General features: G+C 70.3%; 16 protein-coding genes. 11 read left to right on the plus strand and 5 right to left on the minus strand.

Annotated elements, in window-relative coordinates; translation table 11 throughout:
* Positions 1–127 precede the first annotated feature (127 nt).
* Together QM641_RS00555 and QM641_RS00560 are read left to right on the plus strand one after the other, a co-directional pair.
* Positions 128–571, plus strand: a complete 444-nt coding sequence (locus QM641_RS00555; protein WP_415112360.1) for an NUDIX domain-containing protein — start codon at positions 128–130, stop codon at positions 569–571.
* A gap of 330 nt (positions 572–901) precedes the next feature.
* Positions 902–3,163, plus strand: coding sequence for a hypothetical protein (locus QM641_RS00560; RefSeq protein WP_415112362.1), 2,262 nt, complete (start codon positions 902–904; stop codon positions 3,161–3,163).
* Between the two features lie 99 nt (positions 3,164–3,262).
* Here the strand turns inward: QM641_RS00560 and QM641_RS00565 are convergent, their stop codons facing one another.
* The 5 genes from QM641_RS00565 to QM641_RS00585 all read right to left on the minus strand — a co-directional run bounded on the left by QM641_RS00565 (position 3,263) and on the right by QM641_RS00585 (position 7,778).
* The gene (locus QM641_RS00565; protein WP_415112364.1) at positions 3,263–3,952 is read right to left on the minus strand and encodes a nucleoside/nucleotide kinase family protein; all 690 of its coding nucleotides are present in this window, start codon (positions 3,950–3,952) and stop codon (positions 3,263–3,265) included.
* Positions 3,949–4,860 (minus strand): PfkB family carbohydrate kinase, encoded by a 912-nt coding sequence (locus QM641_RS00570; RefSeq protein WP_415112366.1) that lies wholly within the window; start codon positions 4,858–4,860, stop codon positions 3,949–3,951. Before QM641_RS00570 ends, QM641_RS00565 begins: the two co-directional genes overlap by 4 nt.
* Positions 4,853–5,650: an ATP-binding cassette domain-containing protein gene (locus tag QM641_RS00575; RefSeq protein ID WP_415112368.1), complete on the minus strand. Its 798-nt coding sequence runs from the start codon at positions 5,648–5,650 to the stop codon at positions 4,853–4,855. The genes QM641_RS00570 and QM641_RS00575 overlap by 8 nt, the downstream gene beginning before the upstream one ends.
* A 15-nt stretch (positions 5,651–5,665) precedes the next feature.
* Positions 5,666–6,661, minus strand: coding sequence for an ABC transporter permease (locus tag QM641_RS00580; protein WP_415112370.1), 996 nt, complete (start codon positions 6,659–6,661; stop codon positions 5,666–5,668).
* A 79-nt stretch (positions 6,662–6,740) separates the two neighbouring features.
* Entirely contained in the window at positions 6,741–7,778 is a 1,038-nt protein-coding gene (locus QM641_RS00585) for a substrate-binding domain-containing protein (RefSeq protein ID WP_415112372.1), read from the minus strand.
* 80 nt (positions 7,779–7,858) lie between these two features.
* On the opposite strand from QM641_RS00585, the gene QM641_RS00590 reads away from it, so the two are divergent.
* From QM641_RS00590 to QM641_RS00630, 9 genes are all read left to right on the plus strand, one after another.
* Positions 7,859–8,923 (plus strand): LacI family DNA-binding transcriptional regulator, encoded by a 1,065-nt coding sequence (locus QM641_RS00590; protein WP_415112374.1) that lies wholly within the window; start codon positions 7,859–7,861, stop codon positions 8,921–8,923.
* Positions 8,924–8,940: 17 nt separating this feature from the next.
* Positions 8,941–9,963, plus strand: coding sequence for a class II fructose-bisphosphate aldolase (gene fbaA / locus QM641_RS00595; RefSeq protein ID WP_415112376.1), 1,023 nt, complete (start codon positions 8,941–8,943; stop codon positions 9,961–9,963).
* Between the two features lie 85 nt (positions 9,964–10,048).
* A complete protein-coding gene (locus QM641_RS00600) occupies positions 10,049–10,630 on the plus strand; it encodes a TetR/AcrR family transcriptional regulator (protein WP_415112378.1) in 582 nt (193 codons plus the stop codon).
* A 2-nt stretch (positions 10,631–10,632) separates the two neighbouring features.
* Complete coding sequence (locus QM641_RS00605) at positions 10,633–12,366, plus strand: ABC transporter ATP-binding protein (protein WP_415112380.1); 1,734 nt, start codon at positions 10,633–10,635, stop codon at positions 12,364–12,366.
* Positions 12,363–14,363, plus strand: a complete 2,001-nt coding sequence (locus QM641_RS00610; RefSeq protein WP_415112382.1) for an ABC transporter ATP-binding protein — start codon at positions 12,363–12,365, stop codon at positions 14,361–14,363. The genes QM641_RS00605 and QM641_RS00610 overlap by 4 nt, the downstream gene beginning before the upstream one ends.
* A gap of 78 nt (positions 14,364–14,441) precedes the next feature.
* Positions 14,442–15,407, plus strand: a complete 966-nt coding sequence (locus QM641_RS00615) for a phosphodiester glycosidase family protein (protein ID WP_415112384.1) — start codon at positions 14,442–14,444, stop codon at positions 15,405–15,407.
* A gap of 5 nt (positions 15,408–15,412) precedes the next feature.
* Positions 15,413–16,534 (plus strand): glycosyltransferase, encoded by a 1,122-nt coding sequence (locus tag QM641_RS00620; protein WP_415112460.1) that lies wholly within the window; start codon positions 15,413–15,415, stop codon positions 16,532–16,534.
* Entirely contained in the window at positions 16,531–17,127 is a 597-nt protein-coding gene (locus tag QM641_RS00625; RefSeq protein ID WP_415112386.1) for a DUF4956 domain-containing protein, read from the plus strand. The genes QM641_RS00620 and QM641_RS00625 overlap by 4 nt, the downstream gene beginning before the upstream one ends.
* Positions 17,124–17,915 carry a polyphosphate polymerase domain-containing protein gene (locus tag QM641_RS00630; RefSeq protein ID WP_415112388.1) on the plus strand — a complete coding sequence of 264 codons (792 nt, stop codon included), beginning with the start codon at positions 17,124–17,126 and terminating at the stop codon, positions 17,913–17,915. The genes QM641_RS00625 and QM641_RS00630 overlap by 4 nt, the downstream gene beginning before the upstream one ends.
* Positions 17,916–17,974: the final 59 nt, after the last annotated feature.

Consider the following 17,974-nt stretch of genomic DNA (forward strand, 5'->3'; position numbering starts at 1 on the left):
TGCGTCCTCGTCGGGTCTCATCGCTGAGCGGGAACGGGCCACATGCTACTCGCGTTCTGCACCCGCCGACAGGGGGGTGCCACGACGCCAGCGAGCCGCCGGCGACGCGCCCTGCGACGATGGGGGGATGGACACCGCACGAGCCCCGTTGCACTACTCCGAGTACGACACCCGCCTGGCCGCGTACGCGCTGATCGTGCGAGACGAGCGCGTGCTGCTGACCTGGTTCAACGGCTCCGACGGCGGCACGCCGTGCTGGTCGCTTCCCGGCGGCGGCGTCGAGTTCGACGAGTCCGTGCAGGACGCGATCGTGCGCGAGGCCTACGAGGAGTCCGGCTACCACGTCGAGCTGGGCCGGCCGCTCACGACGCATGTGTTCACGCGGCCCGCCGCGCCCGGCAGGCGGCCCTTCAGGTCGGTGCGGGTCCTGTACGAGGCGCGTGTCGTGGGCGGCACGCTCGGGGTCGTGGAGGTGGATGGGACCACGGACAAGGCGGAGTGGTTCGAGCTCACGGACCTGCCGGACGGACCCTTCGCCGACATCGTGATGATCGCGCTGGAACACCGGTGACCGGTGCCGTCGGGACGGACCGGGGCCGCCGGCGTGCGCGCGGGCGAACGAGGCGAATATGAGAGCTTCATGAGAATTTCCCGCGATCGGGAAAAAGTTTGCTCAGGGGCCTGGCGGCGCGTTCACCCCTGTCAATAGGCTGTGCCCTGGCGAGGGCGCCCCCCAGTGCACCTCGCCCCTCGGGAGGCGCCCCAGCGCGACTCGAGCGCGGGACGTTCCCCAAGCACGTCCCGACCGCGGAACGGGCGTCCGCACGTTCCCCAGGACGAGGCGCGCCCCGGCGTGCCCCGACGTAGCCAGACCACGGGGGTCTGAGTGAGGAGTTCGCGCATGCGGACATCAGAGAAGGGGAGATCCGCCGGCACGACGTTGCGTCGGCGCATCGCCCAGTTGGCCAGCACCGCGCTGGCCCTCGGCGGGATCGGCCTGGCCGGCCTCGCCGCGGCGGCACCGGCCGCCGCCGCCGATCCGGAGGGCTGTTCGTACGGAGAGGGCGGGCCGCACGCCGAGACGATCTGCTGGCTCGACTTCAGCGCCTTCGACCAGGCGGACGCGGCCGACGGCCAGCACTTCACCATCCCGCTTCCGGGCGGCTACCAGGCCGACTTCGACCTCACGTGGGACACGCTCAGCGGCTCCGGCAGCCCGGGTGCACGCAGTGCCCCGACCTGGAGCGGCTCGGTGTTCGGCCGTGACGTCTACGTCGGCGTGACCGGCCGACCCGCGCTGACCTCAGGCGCCTCCAGCACCACCCGCTACACGCTCAGCGACATCTCGGTGACCGATCCCAACGGCGAGGACGTGACCGGCTACTCGATGCTGACGATGGATGCCGAGGCGATGGGCCCGATCGAGGGCATCACCTGGAACTCCGACCAGCCGTTCTACCAGGTCGGCGATCTCGTCCCGACCGGTTACGGCTGCGCAGTGCCCGACGGACTCGGCACCACCGAGGTCATCTGCTACGGCGGCCAGAACGGCGCCCCGATCGTGGCTGCGACGGATGCCACGTGGATCTCCGCGGACGTCGACGGCGGCGGCGTGCAGGACGTGGTCTTCGGGTTCGAGTTCACCAAGCTCGAGCTGCGCAAGGTCTTCACCGAGCTGGTCGACCCGGCCGACGCGGTCGACCTGTCGATCACGACTCCGGCCGGTACGAACGCGGGGAGCGCGTCCACCGACGGCGCGCTGAGCGCGACGACCGACGATCAGACGCTGCTCCCGGTGGGCGAGTTCACTCTGGCCGAGGCCGTCAGCGACGGGTCCGACATGGTCGCCGACAACTACACGTCCTCGTGGTCGTGCGAGAACTCTGCCGAATCCGACACCGAGCTGCCCTCCGGCGAGGGAGTGACCAAGACCGTGACGCCCGCTCCGGGCGACGCGATCGTCTGCACGATCACCAACACCCCCAAGGTGCGTTCGCTGGCGCTGGTCAAGGAGGCCGGTGACTGGACCGACGTGAACGACGACGGCCTGCTCGACGCCGGCGACCTGCAGCACTACACCTTCACCGTCACCAACGACGGCGAGCTGGAGCTGCACGGGCTGGAGGTCACCGACCCGCTGGCCGGGGCCACCACGTGCGAGGCGACGACCCTCGCGCCGGACGAGTCCACGGTGTGCCGCACGGTCGAGCCGTACGAGATCACCCCGGCCGACGTGACCGCCGGCGGCGTGGAGAACACCGCCACGGCATCCGCGCTGCCCCCGGGGAGCGAGAACCCGGAGGCCCGCATCTCGACGACCGGCTCGGTCACGACGCCCACGACCACACCCGCTCCGGCGCTGTCGGTCGTCAAGACCTCCGACCACGCCGAGGCCGGCGCCGCCAAGCCCGGTGACGTCGTGACGTACACCTTCACGGTCGAGAACACCGGCAACGTGCCGGTGCTCGACGTCGCGATCGCCGAGGGCGAGTTCACCGGCACCGGCGAGCTCTCCCCCGCCACGTGCGAGGAGGGTGCCGCGCGGCTGCTGCCCGAGGCGACGGTGGAGTGCACCGCCACGTACGTGCTGACCCAGGAGGATGTCGACGCCGGCTCGGTGTCCAACACCGCCACGGCCACCGGCACCGACCCGGACGGCGGCGACGTCGCCAGCGGCGAGTCCTCCACCGAGGTCGAGATCGTCGCCGATCCGGCGTTCACGTTCGAGAAGCTCGTCGATGTCGGCACCGCGCGCTCGGCGGGCGACACGATCGCGTACCGGTTCGTGGTGACCAACACCGGAAACGTGACCCTCACCGACTACGCCGTCACCGAGGGCACCTTCACCGGCACGAACGACCTGTCCGCGATCGTCTGCCCCGACGAGCCGCTCGCCGCGGGCGACGAGGCGGTCTGCACCGCGAGCTACGTGCTGTCGGCGGCGGATGTGAAGGCCGGCTCGGTCGACAACACGGCATCCGCCGCGGTGGTGCCGGCGCGCGGTGAGGCGCCCGCGAGCGCCTCGTCGAGCGCGCACGCGGTGATCCCGGACCTGCTCGCCGTCACCGGCGCGCTGGTGCCGTGGTTCGCTGCGACGATCGGCGCGCTGCTGCTGGGCGCCGGGGTGCTGCTGTCGATCCGGCGGCGCTCTGAGCTCGGCTGAGCGCTGACGCGCACGGAGGAGGGGGCGATCCTGAGGGGGCGTCCCCTCCTCCCGTATGTGCGGGCGCTTGTGAGAGCCGACGGGCGAACGGGCTCGGCGTCAGCCGTCGATCAGCCGGTACACGGCCGTCGCGCGGGCGGCCGTGGGCGCGATCACCTCGGCGTTGCGCTGATCGCTGCCCAGCGACCTCTCGCGGGCCTCGTCGGGCGAGCGGCCGAACCGCACGTGGCGCTGGATGAGTCGGTCCAGCCGCTGCGACTCGGGCGGCGCGAGGAACCACGTCTCGTCGACCAGCGCCCGTACGCGCGGCCAGGGCTCCTCGTCGAGCAGGAGGTAGTTCCCCTCGGTCACCACCAGCGGCGTCTCCGGGCGCACCGGGACCGCGGAGCCCACCGGCTCCTCCAGGTCGCGCCGGAACTGCGGCGCATAGACGATGCCGTCGGCCCCGGCATCCACGTTCTCGCGCTGTGTGCGGATGCGCCGCATCAGCGCCAGGTAGCCGTAGGCGTCGAACGTGTGCGGAGCACCCTTGCGTGCACGGTAGCCGAGGTCGTCGAGTACGACGTTCGCGAGGTGATAGCCGTCCATGGGGACGAGCACGGCCGCCTCGTCGCCGAGCGCGGCCACGAGCCGCTCGGCGAGCGTGGACTTTCCCGCCCCGGGCGCCCCGGTGATGCCGAGGATCGCGCGCTCTCCGCGAGAGGCGAGCGCGCGGGCGCGCTCGATCAGCTGCGCCAGTGTCGTGTCCGTGGCATCCGCGTTGCCCGTCACCTGGTCCCGCTCCTTCATGAGTCTCCCTCGCCCAGCGCGATCCCGGCGACCGCGTGCAGCCAACTGCGTGGTCCGATCATCTCGCACCGGGCAGCCGCGACGCGGGCGGCGAATGCGATCCGCCCCTCCAGCGGCACCCCGCGCGCGAGCGCGTACGCGTACGCCCCGTGGAACACGTCCCCGGCGCCGAGGGTGTCGACCGCGCGGACGTGCGGGACCGGCGACCGGCCGCCGCGACCCTCGGTCCACCAGCGCACCGGGCCGCGTCCGGCCGTGGCGACCACGACGGGGGTGCCGGCGGCCACGAGCCGACGCATCGTGTCGTCGGTGGACGGAGAGCCGGGAAGCCGGAAGTCGGCGGATGCCACGACGTCGGTGACCCGCAGGAGGAGCTCCGCCATCACGGGCTTCCAGCGCCCCGCATCGACCACGCGCGGGCGGTCGGCCGCCCGCGCGGCATCGACCGCCGCCAGGGCGAGGAGCGGATGGTGGCCGTCCACCAGCACGACGTCTGCCGCGCCGACCAGGTCGGCAAGCTCGTCGGCCGGCGGCGGCGGGAAGACCAGCGCAGCGGCATCGCCGCCCACCACCGCCCGATCGCCGGTCGACTCGGTCACGGCCACGGCGGAGACCGGTGCGTCGCCGCCGAACCCCTCGGCGATGTCGATCACGCGCACGCCGACGCCTGCCAGCTCGGCGACGATGGCACGGGCGATGGGACTCGTGCCGAGCGCGGTCAGCAGAACCGCCTCGCCGCCGAGCGCGGCGAAGGTCACGGCGGCGTTGGCAGCGGGGCCCCCGGCCGCCACGAACTGCGCCGTCGCGGTGATCTTCTCGTCGGGGCCGGGGGGCGCCTGCACCCGATGGATCACATCGAGGGTGGCGAGCCCCACGAACAGTCCACTCCGCACATGCGGGTCAGGCACCGCCCGCGGCCTCGAGCTCGGTCGGACGCTCCGCGCCCGTCATGAGCGCCACGACCTCGGACATGGTCCGTTCGCGCGGGTTCACGACGGCGGCCCGGCGCCCCAGGCGATGCACGTGGATGCGGTCGGCCACCTCGAACACGTGCGGCATGTCGTGGCTGATGAGCACCACCGGGATGCCGCGGTCACGGATCGACTTGATCAGCTCGATCACCTGACCGGACTCCCGCACGCCGAGCGCCGCCGTCGGCTCGTCCATGATGATCACGCCCTTGCCGAACGCCGCCGCTCGCGAGACCGCGACCCCCTGGCGCTGGCCGCCGGAGAGCGTCTCGACAGCCTGGGTGACCGACTTGATGCCGATCTTCAGCTCGGACAGGTGCTTGGACGCCTCCGCCCGCATCGCAGGCATGTCGAGCCGGCGGAAAACCGAACCCATGATGCCCTTGCGCCGGATCTCGCGCCCGAGATAGAGGTTCGACGCGATGTCGAGGGCCGGGATCACGGCGAGATCCTGGTACACGGTCTCGATCCCGGCTGCGCGCGCATCGCCGGTGTTGCGGAAGTGCACCGGCTCGCCGTTCATGCGGATCTCGCCCTCGTCGGGGATCACGGCGCCGGCGAGCGCCTTGATCAGGCTCGACTTGCCGGCACCGTTGTCGCCGATCACGGCGAGGACCTCTCCCCGGCGGAGGTCGAAGTCCGCACCGTTGATCGCGGTGACGCTGCCGTAGCGCTTCACGAGGCCGCGCGCCTGGAGCGCGAGGGTCTGCGTCGTCTGGTCGTTCATCGTCTCTTCTCCGACCTATCGAGCCGTCTTGCGGCGCATGAACTGATCGACCGCGACGGCGACGATCACCAGGGCGCCGGTGGCGATGTTCTGATAGAGGTTGTCGACGCCTGCCAGGGTGAGCCCGTTGCGGAGCACACCGACGATCAGGGTGCCGACGAGGGTGCCGAGCACTCCGCCTCGGCCGCCGAACAGGCTGGTCCCGCCGATCACGACCGCCGTGATCGTCTCGAGGTTGGCGTTCTGGTAGGCATTGGGGTCGGCGTTCGGAATGCGTCCGAGGGCCGCCCACGCGGCGATCATCGCGATCACACCGGCGAGGATGTACACCGAGAAGATCGTGCGGTTCGTCTTCACTCCCGACAGCTGCGCGGCGTTGGGATTGCCGCCGACCGCGTAGACATGCCGTCCCCACGCGGTCTGGGTCAGTGCGTACCCCATGATCGCGTAGACGAGCAGCATCGTGACCACCCCGAACGTGGTGGTGAACCCGCCGATGCTGAAGGTCGTGCCGAGGAGAGTGAGCAGGGGGTCGCTCACCGGGAAGGTCTGCGAGCCCGCGAACAGACGGGTTCCCGCGACGATCGCCGTGAAGGTCCCCAGCGTCACGATGAACGGCGGGAGCCGCAAGGCCGTGACCAGACCTCCGTTGAGCGCGCCCAGCGCGATGCACACGAGCAGCGTGACCAGCAGTGCCGTGACCGGTCCGAGCGCCCCGCCCGCCTGGGCCAGGACGACGGTGCCGAGCACGGCGATCGCTCCGATCGACAGGTCGATGCCCGCGGTCAGGATGATGAGAGTCTGGGCGACGGCGAGGATGCCGATGACGACCGACTGCTGGAGGATGAGCGAGAGGTTCCCCGGCGCCAGGAAGCGCGGGGAGATGACGCTGAAGACGATGATCGCGACGACCAGGGCGATCACCGACCCCAGCAGCGGCGTCTGCAGGAAGCGCCCGACGTTGCGCGGCGGCTTCTGCGATGTCGTGGCGGCCATGGTGGGGGTGGTCATGGAAGTTCCCTTCTACCGAGGAGGGGGCCGCAGGACCTGCGGCCCCCTCGCAACGCGGTGTACGGAGAGGCTGAGCCGATCAGCCCCAGCAGTTCTCCGCACCCCAGGTGGTGTCCTGGGACTCCAGTCCGTCCACCGGGTGATCGGTGATGAGCACCGAGCCGGTGTCGTTGAACCCGGCCTTGGGCTTCGTGCCGTCCTTCGCGAAGGCCACGATCGCCTCCACGCCCTGCTCGGCCATCTTGGTCGGGAACTGCATCACGGTGGCTCCGATCACGCCGTTCTTGACGTTCTCGACGCCGGTGCACGACCCGTCGATCGACCCGATGGTGATCTGGTCCTGCTTGCCCGCCGCCTTGATCGCCGCGTAGCCGCCGGCCGCGGCGGGCTCGTTGATCGTGTAGAGCGCGTTGGCGTCGGGTGCGCGCTGAAGCAGGTTCTCCATCGCGGTCTGCGCCTTCGTCTGGTCGCCGTTGGTGTTCTCCATGCCGAGGATCTCAGGCGAGTCCTCCGTCAGACCCATGCCCTCCAGGAAGCCGTCGTGGCGGAAGGTGTCGACCGTGCCGCCCGGCGTGCCGTCGAGCATCAGCACCTTCGGCTCCTTGTCGCCGAGGGTCGCCTTGACCCACGCGCCCTGTGCGACGCCCGCAGCGAGGTTGTCGGTCGCGAACGTCGCGTCGACGGCGTCCTCGGGGTCGGTCGCGGTGTCGAGCGCCACGACGAGCACGCCCTGATCGCGCGCCTGCTTGATGGCGGCGAGGATGCCGGAGGACGAGTTCGGGGTGATCATGATGCCCTTCACCCCCTGGCTGACCAGGTTCTCGATCGCCGCGACCTGTCCCTCGTTGTCGCCGTCGAACGCACCGGCCAGCGGGATGAGATCCGCTCCGGCGGCCTCGGCCGCCGCCTCGGCGGACTCGCGCATCTTCACGAAGAACGGGTTCGAGTCGGTCTTCGTGATGAGCCCGATCTTGATGCCCTCGCCCGAGTCGCTGGCGCCGGACGAGTCATCACCGCCTCCTCCGCCGCTGCTGCACGCGGTGGTGCCGAGCAGCACCGCCGCTGCCGCGAACGCTGTGGCCGTCGTCAGTAGCCGCTTCGATACCCTGCGATCCATATGAGTGCTCCTTTGCTCTCGGGTCGGACGTCCGACGATGGCTACGATAGGCACACGCAAACGCTTGCGCAAGCGTTTGCGTGGCGTTTCATCACGGCATCCTGGAATCGCGACGCGATCGAGAGCACGAAGAGGAGGGCAGCATCGTGGTGACCATCAACGACGTGGCACGACGAGCCGCCGTCTCGGCGACCACGGTGTCGCACGTGCTCAACGGAACCAGGTTCGTGCGTCCCGAGACCCGCGCCCGGGTCGAGGACGCCGTCGCCACCCTCGGCTACCGCCGCGACAGCACGGCGCGCGCGCTCGCCGGCGGCGATTCCCACATCATCGGGCTCGTGATCTCGGGGCTGACGAACCCGTACTTCGCCCCCCTGCTGCACGCGGTGGAACGCCGGGTGACCGATGCCGGCTACGTCCTGGTGCTCGGCGACTCGCACGACGAGATGGCGCTTGAGCAGCGCGTGATCGACTCGCTCCTGGACCGCAGGGTGGACGGGTTGATCGTGGCTCCCTCCAGCGGGTTCCTCACCGCCGGCGCGCCCCGCATCACCGCTGCCGGAACCCCCCTCGTGCTGATCGATCGCGGGATGGAGCTGGAGTGCGACCAGGTCTTCTCGGAGAGCCGGGAGTCGTCGAGGCGGCTCGTGGAGCACTTGATCGAGCACGGTCATCGCCGGATCGGCGTCGTGGTCGGCCTTGCCGGACTCGGCACGACCGTCGAGCGCGAGGCCGGCGTGCGCGAGGCGCTCGCGGCGCACGGGATCCAGGCCGACCCGGAGCTCATCGTCTCCGGCGACTCCCGCACCGAGACCAGCTTCGCGGCGGTCGCCGCTCTCCTGCGCCGCTCGGACCGCCCCACGGCCCTGGTCACCTTGAACAACTCGATGACCATCGGCGCCATTCACGCGATCCGCGACGCCGGCCTTCGCATCCCCGGCGACATCGCCCTCGCCGCCTACGACGACTTCGAGTGGAGCGACCTGTTCGAGCCGCGGCTGACCGCGATCTCGCAGGACGTGCTGACGGTCGGCAGCGATGCCGTCGACCTGCTCTTCGCCCGCATCGCGGGCTCCGACGACCCGTTCCGACGCCGGGTGATCGAGACGACCTTGAATGTCCGCACGTCGTGCGGCTGCCAGTGACCGCGGAGAGGACACCCATGCCCATCGCCACCCCCGACCAGTACGTCGCGATGATCGACAACGCCAAGGCCCGAGGCTTCGCCCTCCCGGCGATCAACGTGACGAGCTCGCAGACGCTCAACGCCGCACTGCAGGGATTCGCCGACGCCGACAGCGACGGCATCGTGCAGGTCTCGCTCGGCACGGCGCTCTACCTCTCCGGAGCCCGTGTGCAGGATCGTGCGGTGGGCTCCAGAGCGCTCGCACTGTACGCCCACGAGGTCGCTCGAGGATACGACGTCACGATCGCACTGCACACCGACCACTGTCCGCGCGAGAACCTGGACGACTGGGTGCGTCCACTGCTGGCCGACGCGATCGAGCGTCGCGCCCGCGGCCTCGACCCGCTCTACCAGTCGCACATGTGGGACGGCTCGGCCGTGCCGCTTGCCGAGAACCTGCGGATCGCCGAGGGGCTCCTCGAGCTCAGTGGCCGGGCGCGCACGCTGCTGGAGATCGAGGTCGGCGTGGTCGGCGGCGAGGAGGACGGCATCTCGCACGACATCAACGACGAGCTCTACACCACCGTCGACGATGCGCGCGCGACGGTCGCCGCGCTCGGGGTCGGCGAGCGCGGCCGCTATCTCACCGCGCTGACCTTCGGCAACGTGCATGGCGTGTACAACCCGGCATCCGTGCATCTGCGGCCGGAGCTGCTCGGTGAGATCCAGGCGGCGATCGGCGCCGAGACCGGCATGGACAAGCCGTTCGACCTCGTCTTCCACGGCGGATCGGGATCGACCCCCGACGAGATCTCGGCCGCCGTCGCGAACGGCGTCGTGAAGATGAACATCGACACCGACACGCAGTACGCGTTCACCGGCTCGATCGCCGGGCACATGCTGTCGAACTGGAACAAGGTGCTCAAGGTCGACGGCGGTTACGGCGACAAGAAGGCGTACGACCCCCGCTCGTGGGGAAAGCCCGCCGAGACCGCCATGGCCGCGCGCGTCGTCGAGGCCGCCCAGCAGCTCGGCTCCGCAGGGAACGCGATGCGCTGACGCCCTCCTTGCGGAGTGAGTGCTCACTCATTAGTCTGATGCGGTGAGCACGACAGAAGACGCAAAGCGCCGCAGAGCACGACCGATGTCCGTCGACGATCGGCGCGCGATGATCGCCGCGGCGGCGGTCCCGCTGTTCGTCGAACGCGGGGCGTCGCTGACCACGCGCCAGCTCGCCGAGCACCTCGGCATCGCCGAGGGGACGATCTTCCGCGCCTTCGGCGATCGCGACACGCTCGTGCACGCCGTCGTGGACCAGTTCTTCAACGCCGCCCGTGACACGATCAGCACGGCCCTCGACGGGCCCGAGCCGAGTCTGGAGGAGAAGCTGCGGCTCCTCATCGCCCGCACTCGCGAACGCGCGAAAGGCGTGTTCGCGATGCTCTCGCTGCTGGACCCCGCCGAGGCCCGCGAGTACATGCGCACGCGCCGGTACGGGCAGTTCGAGAAGAACGCGACCTCCACGTTCGCGGTGGATGCCGCGCAACTGAACGTCTCGCCGGAACGACTCGACGCGGTCGTGCGGCTGCTGGTGATCGCCGCCTCGGCGCCGCACCTGGGGGGAACCCCGCTCAGCGACGACGAGCTCGTCGAGATCGCGCTCTACGGCATCATCGGACGCCCCCCGCACGACGAGGCCGCGACCGGCCGCGGCGGGAAGGACTGATCGTGCTCTGGAGGCTCCTGGTCCGCTTCCTCCGGCCCGCGTGGCCGTTGATCGTCGGCGTCGTGGCGTTCCAGCTCGTGCAGTCGATCGCGTCGCTCCTGCTGCCGAGCATGAACGCCGATATCATCGACCACGGCGTGGTCACCGGCGACATCGGCTACATCTGGGCGACCGGCGCGGCGATGCTCGCCGTGACGCTCGTGCAGGTCTCCTGCGCCGTGGTGGCGGTGTACTTCGGCTCCAGGCTCGCCATGGGCCTGGGGCACGACCTGCGCGCGGCGCTGTTCCACCGCGTGGTCGGCTTCTCCCAGCGCGAGGTCGGCCGGTTCGGGCCGCCGTCGCTGATCACGCGCAACACCAACGACGTGCAGCAGGTTCAGGTGCTCGTGCAGATGACCGCGACCCTGATGGTGTCGGCGCCGATGCTCGCGATCGGCGGGGTCGTCATGGCGATCCGGCAGGATGCCGGGCTGTCCTGGCTCATGGCCGTCAGCATCCCGGTCCTGCTCGTGGCCGTGAGCCTCATCATCGTGCGGATGGTCCCCGCGTTTCGCACGATGCAGCAGCGCATCGACCGGATCAACCAGATCCTGCGCGAGCAGCTCACCGGCATCCGCGTGATCCGCGCATTCGTGCGCGAGGCGCAGGAGCGGGAACGGTTCGAGGACGCCAGCGACGGCGTCGCCGAGATGGGCGTGCGCGCCGGCAACCTCATGGCGCTGATGTTCCCGGTGATCATGCTCGTCATGAACGCGTCCAGCGTCGCGGTGATCTGGTTCGGCTCGTTCGAGGTTCAGGACGGCGACGCGCGGATCGGCACGCTGTTCGCCTTCCTCCAGTACCTCATGCAGATCCTCATGGGCGTCATGATGGCGACCTTCATGTTCGTGATGATCCCGCGCGCCGCGGTGTGCGCCGACCGCATCGGACAGGTGCTGGGGACCGACCCGTCGGTGGTCGCGCCGAAAGAGCCCGCGATCCCCGGCACGTCCGCCGGTGAGATCGTGTTCGACGGTGTCGAGTTCACCTATCCCGGCGCCGAGGAGCCGGTGCTCAAGAACCTCCGGTTCCGCGTCGCACCGGGCACAACGACGGCGATCATCGGCTCCACCGGGTCGGGCAAGTCGACCCTCGTCGGGCTCGTGCCGCGGCTGTTCGACGTCACCGGAGGTGCGGTGCGCGTCGACGGCGCGGACGTGCGTGAGCTCGACCCCGACGAGCTCTGGCGCCGCATCGGGCTCGTGCCGCAGCGCGCGTTCCTCTTCTCCGGCACGGTGGCCTCGAACCTCCGCTACGGCGATCCGGATGCCACCGACGAACAGCTGTGGCAGGCACTGGAGATCGCTCAGGCGCGCGAGTTCGTCGAGGCCATGCCGCAGGGTCTTCAGGCGAGCATCGCGCAGGGCGGCACGAACGTGTCCGGCGGGCAGCGCCAGCGCCTCGCGATCGCCCGGGCGCTGGTCAAACGCCCGGAGATCTACCTCTTCGACGACTCCTTCTCGGCTCTGGACGTCGCCACGGATGCCGCGCTCCGGCGCGCGCTGACGGCGCGGCTGCCGGGCGCGACGCGCCTCGTGATCGCCCAGCGGGTGGCCACGATCCGCGACGCCGACCAGATCGTCGTGCTCGACCACGGCGAGGTCGTCGGGATCGGGCGCCACCGGGAGCTGCTCCGCTCCTGTGCCACCTACCGGGAGATCGTCGAGTCCCAGGAGAGCGTGGAGGCGGCATCGTGAGCGATTCGAGGAGCGCTCCGGCCGCCCCGCGCGGTCCGATGGCGCGCGGTCCGATGGGAGGCGGCGCGCCGGTGGTGAGGGCGCAGAACTTCGGGCCGTCCGCGAAGCGCCTCCTAGGGACCCTCCGGCGGGACCGCACGCAGCTGGTCGTCGTCATCGTGCTGGGTGTGCTGAGCGTCGGGCTCACCGTGATCGGGCCGAAGCTGCTGGGCGAGGGCACGAACATCGTGTTCGCCGGCTTCCTCTCGCTGCAGTTCCCCTCCGGCCTCACGCGCGCGCAGGTCATCGACCAGCTGGTCTCCTCCGGACACACCGACCAGGCCGATCTGCTGCGCGGCCTGGACTTCGTCCCCGGTGCGGGGATCGACATCGCGCGGTTGGGCGCGATCCTCCTGCTCGTGCTGGCCGTCTACACGCTCGGGAGCGTCTTCGCGCTCGTACAGGCCCGCATCCTCAACGTCGTCGTGCAGCGCGCGATGCACCGGCTGCGCCTGCAGGTCGAGGACAAGATCCACCGCCTGCCGCTGCACTACTTCGACCGGGTGCAGCGCGGCGAGCTGCTCAGTCGCGTCACCAACGACGTCGACAACATCGGCCAGTCCCTGCAGCAGACGCTCTCCCAGGTCATCTCGTCGCTGCTGACCGTGGTCGGGGTGCTGCTGATGATGTTCCTGATCTCGCCGCTGCTGGCCGGCATCGCGCTGGTCACGATCCCCCTCACGATCGTGATCACGGTGCTCGTGGCGCGCCGCTCGCAGAAGCTGTTCGTCGAGCAGTGGAAGCAGACCGGCATCCTCAACGCACGTATCGAGGAGACCTACTCCGGGCACGCCGTGGTCAAGGTCTTCGGGCACCAGCGGGAGGTCGAGCAGGCCTTCGCAGAGGAGAACCGCCGCGTCTACCGGGCGAGCTTCGGCGCGCAGTTCGTCTCCGGAGTGATCATGCCCAGCATGACCTTCGTGGGAAACCTCGTCTACGTCGCGATCGCCGTCGTCGGCGGACTCCAGGTGGCATCCGGGCTCCTGTCGATCGGGGACGTGCAGGCGTTCATCCAGTACTCGCGGCAGTTCACCCAGCCGCTGAGCCAGCTCGGCTCGATGGCGAACCTGCTCCAGTCCGGCGTCGCCAGCGCGGAACGCGTCTTCGAACTGCTCGACGAGCAGGATCAGACCCCCGACGCCGACCCGGCCGAGACGGTCTCCCCCACCGCCAGCCGGATCGACCTGCACGACGTCTCCTTCCGCTACACCCCGGACACGCCGCTCATCGAGGGGCTGAACCTGACCGCGCCTCCGGGCAGCACGATCGCGATCGTCGGACCCACCGGCGCGGGTAAGACCACGCTGGTCAACCTGCTCATGCGCTTCTACGACCTCGGCGGCGGCGCGATCATGCTGGGCGCCGCCGAGGACGGATCGGATGCCGTGGACACGCGCCGCATGACCCGCGACGATCTGCGCTCCCGCACCGGCATGGTGCTGCAGGACACGTGGCTGTTCGCCGGCACGATCCGGGAGAACATCTCGTACGGGCGCCCCGAGGCCACCGAGCAGGAACTGGTGGAGGCGGCCACCGCCGCCTACGTCGACCGGTTCGTCCACATGCTCCCCGACGGCTACGACACTGTGCTGGACGACGAGGCGACCAACCTCAGCGTCGGCGAGCGGCAGCTGATCACGATCGCCCGCGCGTTCCTGGCCGATCCGCGCCTGCTGATCCTCGACGAGGCCACCTCGTCGGTGGACACCCGCACCGAGCTGCTCATCCAGCGCGCGATGGCGCGGCTGCGCGAGAACCGCACGGCGTTCGTCATCGCCCACCGGCTCTCCACGATCCGTGACGCCGACCTCATCCTGGTGATGGAGCACGGGGCGATCGTCGAACAGGGCCGCCACGACGAGCTGCTCGCCGCGCGGGGCGCCTACCGCCGCCTCTACGACGCGCAGTTCGACGCGCCCATGGACGACGAGGATGAGGACTCGGGCGCACCGCGCTGAGCGACCGCGCACGTGTTCCATGGCTTGCTCATAGCGAGGACAGGCGGTCGTCGGAGGTGCGCCGCGTATCCATGAAGCATGGACGCCACACGACGACGACGAACCCGCCGGACCCTCATCGCCGCTGGTCTCGCCCTCACCCTCACCTGCGGCGGTGCCGCGGTCTGGGCCGCCGACCGCTTCCTCGTCGAGCACGTCGAGATCGCGGACGTGTCGGCCTACGAGGCCGAGCAGTCCGCCACAGCGACGGCCACCGACGAGGCCACCGCGACCGCGACCCCCACCGCCGAGACCGTGCTCACCGACACCTCCTACAGCGACGGCAGCACCTCGGTGACGATCTCGACCGTCACCACCGGCAGCGGCGACGACACCGTCACCTACTACGTCGCCGACGTCGTGCTCTCCGACGCCACGGCGCTGCGCAGCGCCTTCGCGAAAGACCAGTTCGGCGAGAACATCATCGAGACGACCAGCGAGATCGCCGCCGACAACGGCGCGGTGTTCGCCGTGAACGGCGACTACTACGGCTTCCGCGACACCGGCATCGTGATCCGCAACGGCGTCGTCTTCCGCGACGAGCCGGCGCGGGAGGGCCTGGTCTTCTACACCGACGGCAGCGTCGAGGTCTACGACGAGACGGCCACCTCTGCCGAGGAGCTGCTCGCCGACGGCGCCTGGAACACGCTGAGCTTCGGCCCCGCGATCGTCGAGGACGGCGCGGTGGTGGACGGCATCGAGGACGTGGAGATCGACACGAACGTCGGCAACCACTCCATCCAGGGCGACCAGCCGCGCACCGCGGTCGGCGTGATCGACGAGAACCATCTCGTGTTCGTCGTCGTCGACGGTCGGCAGAGCGGCTACAGCGAAGGGGTCACGCTCACCGAGCTCGCCGACATCATGATCGGGCTGGGTGCGACCACCGCCTACAACCTCGACGGCGGCGGCTCGTCGACGATGTACTTCAACGGCACCGTCGTCAACCAGCCCTCCAACGGCGGCGAGCGCGGCACCAGCGACATCCTCTACGTGGCGGGGTGACGACGATGATCGTGCTCATCCCCGCCTACGAGCCCGGCCCGCAGCTGGAGCCGCTGGTCGCGCAGCTGCGCGATGCCGACCCCGACGTGCAGCTCCTGATCGTCGACGACGGCAGCGGCGCAGCGTACGCCGCTGTGTTCGACCGGCTCCGGGCCGCGGGAGCGACCGTGCTCGTCCACGATCACAACCTCGGCAAGGGGGCGGCGCTGAAGACCGGGTTCTCCTACGCGGCCAGCGCCCATCCCGGCGAGGACATCGTCACCGCCGACGCCGACGGCCAGCACACCCCCCGCGACATCCTGCGTGTGGCGGACGGCCTGCGCGAGGATGCCGTCGAGGGCCGCTCGGCGCTGATCCTCGGATGCCGGGACTTCGGCGGGGAGGTACCGCTGCGCAGCCGCGTGGGCAACGCGCTCGCCCGGGGCCTGTTCCGGCTCGCTGCCGGCTGGTCGCTGTCGGACACGCAGACGGGCCTGCGCGGCATCCCCTCCCCTCTCCTGCCGTGGATGCTGGAGGTTCCCGGCGATCGGTTCGAGTACGAGCAGCAGGTGCTGCTGCGCTGCCGCCGCGGGGGTGTGACGGCACGAGAGCTGCCGATCGAGACGGTGTACCTCGACGCGAACGCATCCAGCCACTTCCGGCCCGTGGCCGACTCGCTGCGCATCGCGCTGCCGCTCGTGCTGTTCGCCGGGTCGTCGCTGATCGCGTTCGCCATCGACACCGTCGCACTGCTGGTGCTGACCGCCCTCACCGGCTGGCTCGTCCCGTCGATCATCGCGGCACGGGTGCTGAGCGCCTCGGTCAACTTCGCGATGAACCGGCGCGTCGTCTTCCGCGCCGCACACGGACGCACCGCCGGGCAGGCGCTGCGCTACGGGATCCTGGCCGTGGCACTGCTGGCCTCGAACGTCGTGTGGATCGAGGCGCTCACGGGCATGGGCGTACCGCTCATCGCGGCGAAGATCGCGACCGAGGGCGTGCTGTTCGTCACCAGCTATGGAGCGCAGCGCACCTTCGTGTTCGGAACCGCCCGACTCCTACCGGACGCAGGGACGGAGCATAGAGAACCCATAGCGGCCCCTGCTCGAATGAATGCCGACACGATCACTCTCGGGAGACTTCCATGACCTCGACCACCCTCATCCTGCTCGGCGTCGATGTGGCTGCGGCCCTCGTGCTGAGCCTCGGCCTGTACTACCGCCGGCACCACCGTCGCGACCTCGTCGTCGCCTTCCTCGGCGTCAACGTCGGCGTGCTCGTCGTGGCGGCCGTCCTCGGCACCGCCGAGGTGGCGATGGGCCTGGGGCTCGGCCTGTTCGGCGTGCTGTCGATCATCCGCCTGCGCTCCTCGGAGATCTCGCAGCGCGAGGTGGCGTACTACTTCGCGGCACTGGCGATCGGCCTCGTCGCAGGACTGCCGCAGAGCGACCCCTGGCCGGTCACCGCGATGATCGCACTGATCCTCGTGGTGATGTGGGCGGCCGACCACCCGCTCCTGCTCTCCCGCAGCCGCCACCAGGTCGTGCGCATCGATCGCGCGATCGCCGACGAGACCGAGCTGCGCGCCGAGCTGTCCTCGACCCTCGGCGCCGAGGTGACATCGATCTCGCTGCAGGAGCTGGACCTCGTCAACGACACCACGCTCGTGGACGTCCGCTACCGCATCACCGCATCGCGCTCGGCCGGGGTGGCCCTCGCCGGGACGGGGGCGGCACGATGAACGGCCTCGACCGCCTCGGCGCGGTGGCCCTCGACGAACTCGTCGCCGAGGCTTCCCTGCTGGCCCGCGTCGACCGCAAGTACGTCGTGCCGCGCGAAGACCTGGACCCGGTGCTCGCCGCGCTCGATCCGCACACCCGCGTGCTGGAGATCGACGGTGCCCGCGACTTCGCCTACGAGTCGGTGTACTTCGACACCCCCGACCTGCTGAGCTTCCGGATGGCGGCCCAGCCGCGTCGACGCCGCTTCAAGCTGCGCACGCGCAGCTACCTCGACACCGGATCGTCGTTCCTGGAGATCAAGACCCGTGGCGCCCGCGGCACCACCGTCAAGGAGCGCGACGCGTACGAGGCATCACGCCGGGCCGAGCTCACCGCCGAGGCCCGTGAAGACGTGGCGGCCGCGCTGGAGGGCATCGGGGTCGCGCCCGACCGCGTCGTCGAGCTGGCCCCCACCCTCACCACCCGTTACCGGAGGACGACCCTCCTCGCCCCGGACGGCGGCGGCCGTGCGACCATCGACACCGGGCTGGAGTGGATCCAGCCCGACGGATCCGGCTTCGCACTCCCGGAGGTCGTGATCATCGAGACGAAGTCCGCCTCGTCGGTCACACCGCTCGATCACCTGCTGTGGCGGCGGGGGCGCCGTCCCGCCGTCGTCAGCAAGTACGCGACCGGCCTCGCCGCGCTCGACCACAACCTCCCCCGCAACCGGTGGGCGCGGCTGCTGCGCGGTCCGTTCGCGCCCGAGCGCCGGGCGCGACTGCAGCGCCGCGATCCGGCGCGCTGAAGACGTGCGGTCGCCCGAGCCGCACCGACGGGGCCCCTGCGTTCACGCAGGGGCCCCGT

Source organism: Microbacterium sp. (assembly GCF_047605725.1).
In the GTDB taxonomy this organism is placed as follows: domain Bacteria; phylum Actinomycetota; class Actinomycetes; order Actinomycetales; family Microbacteriaceae; genus Microbacterium.

Bases quoted from the DNA above. Each gene is read 5' to 3' on its own strand.
- QM641_RS00585 (WP_415112372.1), bottom strand. From the start codon at position 7,778: ATGGATCGCAGGGTATCGAAGCGGCTACTGACGACGGCCACAGCGTTC.
- QM641_RS00565 (WP_415112364.1), bottom strand. From the start codon at position 3,952: ATGAAGGAGCGGGACCAGGTGACGGGCAACGCGGATGCCACGGACACG.
- QM641_RS00555 (WP_415112360.1), top strand. From the start codon at position 128: ATGGACACCGCACGAGCCCCGTTGCACTACTCCGAGTACGACACCCGC.
- QM641_RS00620 (WP_415112460.1), top strand. From the start codon at position 15,413: ATGATCGTGCTCATCCCCGCCTACGAGCCCGGCCCGCAGCTGGAGCCG.
- QM641_RS00560 (WP_415112362.1), top strand. From the start codon at position 902: ATGCGGACATCAGAGAAGGGGAGATCCGCCGGCACGACGTTGCGTCGG.
- QM641_RS00575 (WP_415112368.1), bottom strand. From the start codon at position 5,650: ATGAACGACCAGACGACGCAGACCCTCGCGCTCCAGGCGCGCGGCCTC.
- QM641_RS00625 (WP_415112386.1), top strand. From the start codon at position 16,531: ATGACCTCGACCACCCTCATCCTGCTCGGCGTCGATGTGGCTGCGGCC.
- QM641_RS00615 (WP_415112384.1), top strand. From the start codon at position 14,442: ATGGACGCCACACGACGACGACGAACCCGCCGGACCCTCATCGCCGCT.
- QM641_RS00580 (WP_415112370.1), bottom strand. From the start codon at position 6,661: ATGACCACCCCCACCATGGCCGCCACGACATCGCAGAAGCCGCCGCGC.
- fbaA (WP_415112376.1), top strand. From the start codon at position 8,941: ATGCCCATCGCCACCCCCGACCAGTACGTCGCGATGATCGACAACGCC.
- QM641_RS00630 (WP_415112388.1), top strand. From the start codon at position 17,124: ATGAACGGCCTCGACCGCCTCGGCGCGGTGGCCCTCGACGAACTCGTC.
- QM641_RS00600 (WP_415112378.1), top strand. From the start codon at position 10,049: ATGTCCGTCGACGATCGGCGCGCGATGATCGCCGCGGCGGCGGTCCCG.